Consider the following 5,308-nt stretch of genomic DNA (forward strand, 5'->3'; position numbering starts at 1 on the left):
CCCTGATCGGTGGCATCACGTCGAAGTTCATCCCGGGCGCCGGCTTGCGGCTGGTTTTCGGCGTCGTCGGCCTGCTGGTGGCCCTCAACATGGCGTTGCCGAAGCACCTCGTGATCTCCGATCACTTGCCGCAGAGCGGCTGGATCAACCGTGCGATCGCTTCTGTGATCGGCTTTGTCTCTTCGCTCATGGGAATTGGCGGCGGCACGCTCTCGGTGCCGACGCTTTCCAGCTTTTCCTTTCCGGTGCACCGGGCCGTCGGCACATCGTCGGCGCTTGGCCTGCTTATCGCGCTTCCGGCAGTGGCCGGCTTCATCTGGTCGGGTCTCGCAATTGCAGGCAGGCCTCCGCTCAGCCTGGGTTACGTCAGCCTGCCGGCGGTTGCCATCATAGCGCCCGTGAGCTTCCTGTTCGCACCCTTGGGCGCAAGGCTCGCCCACGCGCTCAATCCGCGCTACCTGAAACTTGCCTTTGCATTCTTCCTGGCGATCACGGCCGGGCGAATGCTGCTGTCTTGAATTTCGCTGGGCGGCGTACGGCTATTTTTCCCGCATCGCCCGGCGGAAGTTCTGCGTGATCGGCTCGGCGAGATAAGAGAGAACGGTGCGAGCCCCCGTCCGGATCATCGTCTCGCTCGACATGCCGGGCAGCAGCTTGCGGCCCTCCAGCTTGCCGAGTTCGCTTTTGTCGATCAGAACCGTCGCGGCGAAATACGGTGCGCCGCTTCGTTCCTCAACCATGCGGTCAGCCGACACGATCTCCACGACACCCTCGAGCGGCGGCAGGTTGTAGCGGGCGAAGGCCGGGAAGCTGACGCGCGCGGGCTGTCCGGGTGTGATCGTCTCGACATCCTCCGGCTTGACCATGGCCTCGACCACGAGTTGTTGTCCGAGCGGTACGATCGTCATCAATGTCTCACCGGGTTTCACGACACCGCCCGCCGTATGGACCTTCAGCTCCATGACGATGCCGTCAACGGGCGCGACGACGTTGGTACGGCTCAGCACGTCCCTGGCGGAACGCTCCTGCTGTCCGAGGTCAAACAATTCCGCCTCGACCTTGCTCAACTCGTCGACGGCCTCGTTCAGACGCACTGTGTTGAGGTTCAGGATCTGCATGTCGATCTCGGCCATTGCGCTTCCGGCACGGGCGATTGCCGCGACATTGGTGGCGCGCTCCCCCTCGATCTCCCGCTGTTGGCGTCTGAGCAACAGGTTCCGTTCGCGGGTGGTCAGCCCTTTCTTGAGCAGCCCCTCAAGGTCTTTGCTTTCACCCTCGATTGCCTCGATCTGTTTGTCCTTGGTGACGATAAGCTCTTCCAGTCCCTTTATCTCCTCCTCGGTCTGGTGGCGGCGCTGGCTGAGGATTTCCCGCTCGTCCGCCAGATTGTGGTGCTTCGCAGCGAACACGTCACGCTGTGCGGCCACCGCGTCCTTTGCGGCGGCGGCGGGGTTTGCAAGCAACGCCGGATCAAACTCGATCTCGGCCCTGCCGTCACGCTCGGCCCTGAGACGCGCGGCCAGCGCCTCACGCGTTGCTATCCGGTTCTGGATCAGGTCGAGCTGCGCTTTTGCCTGCGTGTCGTCGAGCCGGACGAGGATCTTGCCCGCCTTGACGATATCCCCGTTGGCGGCGTTCAACTCCGCAATGATGCCGCCCTCGAGGTGCTGGATCAGCTTGCGGTCGCCGGCGACCTTGATAACGCCCGGCGCCACAGCGGCGCTGTCCAACGGCGCCAGAGCCGCCCAGCCCCCGGCCACGCCGAAGAACAGGAACATGATCGCGAAGCCGGTGCAGGTCACGCCTGTCAGGCGCAAGGGCAGCGGTTTCAGCAGAGAGGGTGGCGGGGTGGGTAACAGCACGACGCTCATATCTGTCCTCGTTTCATGCCTGGTTCGCCACTTCGGTCGTGCTCAATGCACTTTGACGCGACGGACGCTTTGAAGAGGGGCTTGGCCCGTTGCCGACGCCGATCACGGCGGCGGAGATTTCTGGCGCGTGACTCACAGGTATCTGGCTCACCTGGCGGATGCGCGCGGCGAGTTCGTTGAAGACATAGTCACGTGAACCGAACAGGTCTTGCTGGCCACGGTTGATGACCAACACCTTGTCGACCTTCTCCATGATGTTAGGGCGGTGTGCGATCAGGATGACGGTCGTTTTCGTCGCCTTGGCGATGCCGATGGCGGCGGCCAGCGCGTCTTCGCCCTCCTTGTCGAGGTTGGAATTGGGCTCGTCGAGGATAAGGAGTGCCGGGTCGCCGTAGAGTGCCCGCGCCAACCCGATGCGCTGGCGCTGCCCGCCTGACAGGACGGCGCCGGATTCGCCGATCTCGGTGGCGTAACCCTTCGGCAGTCCCTTGATCAGTTCGTGGACTCCGGCCAGCTGCGCGGCCTTGATCACGCTGTTGAAGACCGTTGGATTGAGAGTGGCGAAGCGGCAGATGTTTTCCGAGACGGTGCCGGCGAAGAGCTCGATGTCTTGCGGCAGGTAGCCGACGTGGCGGCCCCGGTCCTCCGACGCCCATTGGGCGACGTCCATGCCGTCGAGCAACGCACGGCCTGCGGATGGGCGCCAGGCGCCGGCCAGCACGCGCGCCAGGCTTGTCTTGCCGGCCGCGCTCGGACCGATCAACGCCATCACTTCCCCGGGGTTGAGGTGGAAGTTGATTCCTTTCAGAATCGGCTCGCCGCCGCCCTGCCGGGCGAGTCCGATGTTGTCGGCCTCAAACCTGCCTTTCGGGCGCGGCAACGGCAAGGCCGGTGTGGCCTCCTGGTACTGACCGGCGACTGCAACCAGGCGTTTGTAGGCGGCGCGGGCCCCTACGGTCGCCTTCCACGTGCTGATCGCCTGTTCGACCGGGGCCAACGCGCGGCCCATCAGGATGGAAGCGGCGATCATGATGCCGCCTGAAGCCTCGTTCCGCAGTACAAGATAAGCGCCGAGGCCGAGGATGGCCATCTGGAGGGCCTGACGGAAGGAGCGCGCGATGGCCGAGATGGTGCCGCCCCGGCTGCTGGCGCGGGATTGTCCGTCGTTCGCCTCGTCCTGGTGGACTTTCCAAATTTCGAGCAGGGGCTTCAACATGCCCATGGACTGCACGACCTCGGCGTTCCGGATCACGGCGTCAGCCTGTGTGTAAGCCCGGACCTGTGCGCTGCCGGCTTCCGTCAGCGGCTTGCGTGTCATGTACTCGTTCAGGATCGCCAGTGCCAGCAATACAATCCCACCGCACAATGCCAGCCAGCCCAACCAGGGGTGCATGAGGAAGATGGCGGCGAAGAAGATCGGCGCCCAAGGCGCGTCCAGGATCGGGTAGATGCTCGGGCTTGTGAAGAAATTCCGCACCTGATCCAGGTCGCGTAGCGCGCGGGTGGTAACCTGGCCGGGCGCCGCGGCGGCGTACTCTACCGATGCGGTCAGGAGAACCGGCGCTAACCGCGCGTTCATCCACGTTCCGACTTTGGCCAGCAGGCGCTGGCGCACCACTTCCAGTGCCGCCATTGTCGCGAGCGCCGTGGCCGCGATCAACGTCAAGGCGACCAGTGTCTCCGTGCTGTGACTGCCCAGCACGCGGTGGTAGACTTGGAGCATGTACAGCGCCCCGGTCAGCATCAGCACGTTGATCCCGGCGCTGAACCAGACGAGCGGCCGGATGGCGCGTCTGGCCTCTTTCATCACCACCTGCAGGGCAGAGGGACGTGAGTTAGCTGGTTTGGCCATGTTATGTCTCTGCTCGGCGTGCGGGTTGCAACAGGCGCGCGAGGCACGCGATTGTGTCCACAGGGGGAGGGAGGCAGCGCTAACTGCCTCCCCTTGGCTCAGTGCTAGACGATGTAGTCGTTGCTGACGGTCACCGGGATGTGCTGCGTTGCAGTCGGATCGCCGTCCGCGTCAGCCAAAGCGAAGCTGAAGTCGAGGTTGGCGTTGAATGTCCCACTGGTCTGCTGCACAAACCCGATGTCCACGATCTTCAGGACATCGTTATCGGTCGGGTCCCAAGCTGTCAGGCCGCTGGTGGCATTGCTGCCGCCACTGGCTCCGATGCCCCCGTTCAGGTTGATGGCGGTGCCCGTCAACCCGTTGGCGCTCTGCATGATCTGGATGCCCTGTATCTGGTATGTCTCGCCAGCGACCGTGTAGTCGTTCTGTTCGAGGATAAGCAGCGCATCGTTGTTATCGAGCGTGAACTCGGTGCTGTACGGGGAGGGGATATTGGCGTTCCCCTTGATCAGGTCCGAGTTCTGCACGTTGACCGCCCTCGTCACCTCGTTCCCGTTGGCATCCTTCAGGTCGAGGATCAGGACCAGGTCTTCACTGTTGCCGACGCCGTCGAACTTGATGACGACGCCGCTGGCGCTCGCGGTCGGGTCCAGCCGCTCAGTGCCACCATCGGGAGCCTTCGGGTTCACGTCCGTCAGAATGTTCTGTTCGAAGAACCGCAAGGTCAGAGCTTCACCCTTCTGGATTGTATCTCCAGCGACACCGTTGGTGGCCTGGGTTGCAGACACCCAGTCTTCGTGGAGGTTGGTGATCATGTCGTGGGTGGCACCGCCGTTGTTGAACGTGGTGTCACCAACGGTCGCTCCGTCGCCGGTCGAGTTAAAGCCGAACTTGATGGAGTTGGTCGTCGAGTTTGCGGTGAACTGCACGAAGAACGGATCCGGATCGCCGTTCGGCGTCAGTTGCTCCGCAACGATCAGCGGGTGTCCCGTGTTGCCGGTCGGTGCCTTATTCACCAACTCGCTGGTGTGCAACACGTCGAAGCTGAACCCCTCGACCGCGTCGGTCAGGGTGAAAGTGTAGGTGTCGGCAATCTTGTCGAAGAAAAGAGTGCCGCCCGCCGTAGCGTCCTGCACACCAGCCGTGATCGGATCCTTGTCGTAGTGGAATGAGAAGTTGAACGTCGCAGATAGATCGGTCTCAGTGGTGAGGGTTGCGACCGCTTGGGTGATGCCGGGGGTCTGCGCGTTGTCAACCGTACCCGTCAAGTTGATCTGCACACCTGCGAGGGTATTATTGGTATCGACGAAGTCGCTGGCACCCGCCAAATATTCCGCGGCCGTGTGCTTGTCCACCATGTCGTAACCGAAGGTCCCGCTGGCCGTCTGGCCCACCGCGTTGCCCAGATGCTCGGGGCTTTGGATGCCGCCAGCAATGGGATCAGCGTCGAATGGTGCCGTGATCGTCGGATCGGTGTCGTCGAAGATCAGCGACAGCCCCGAACTCGTGCTTTGCTGCGACACGACGTCGGCGTCGCCGTCCGTCACCGTCACCGTTGCCACCACGTTGATCAGACCGTTGAGGT

3 protein-coding genes and 1 pseudogene are annotated in these 5,308 nt (G+C 63.1%); 1 reads left to right on the plus strand and 3 read right to left on the minus strand.

Annotated features, from left to right (window positions below; translation table 11 throughout):
- A partial coding sequence (locus tag EN932_RS28230) for a sulfite exporter TauE/SafE family protein (protein WP_164890651.1) occupies positions 1–518 on the plus strand: 518 nt, incomplete at its 5' end.
- A 21-nt stretch (positions 519–539) separates the two neighbouring features.
- Here the strand turns inward: EN932_RS28230 and EN932_RS28235 are convergent.
- The 3 genes and pseudogenes from EN932_RS28235 to EN932_RS38120 form a co-directional block, all read right to left on the minus strand.
- Positions 540–1,871 carry an HlyD family type I secretion periplasmic adaptor subunit gene (locus EN932_RS28235; RefSeq protein WP_127368232.1) on the minus strand — a complete coding sequence of 444 codons (1,332 nt, stop codon included), beginning with the start codon at positions 1,869–1,871 and terminating at the stop codon, positions 540–542.
- A gap of 13 nt (positions 1,872–1,884) precedes the next feature.
- On the minus strand, positions 1,885–3,723 hold the full coding sequence (locus EN932_RS28240; RefSeq protein ID WP_127368233.1) for a type I secretion system permease/ATPase: 1,839 nt from the start codon (positions 3,721–3,723) through the stop codon (positions 1,885–1,887).
- A gap of 104 nt (positions 3,724–3,827) precedes the next feature.
- Positions 3,828–5,308, minus strand: a pseudogene (locus EN932_RS38120) (hypothetical protein); the annotation flags it as partial.

It is taken from the genome of Mesorhizobium sp. M7A.F.Ca.US.002.01.1.1 (genome assembly GCF_004022955.1).
Taxonomy (GTDB): Bacteria; Pseudomonadota; Alphaproteobacteria; order Rhizobiales; family Rhizobiaceae; genus Mesorhizobium; species Mesorhizobium ciceri.

Coding starts and splice junctions, on each gene's coding strand:
- EN932_RS28240 (WP_127368233.1), bottom strand. CDS start 3,723: ATGGCCAAACCAGCTAACTCACGTCCCTCTGCCCTGCAGGTGGTGATG.
- EN932_RS28235 (WP_127368232.1), bottom strand. CDS start 1,871: ATGAGCGTCGTGCTGTTACCCACCCCGCCACCCTCTCTGCTGAAACCG.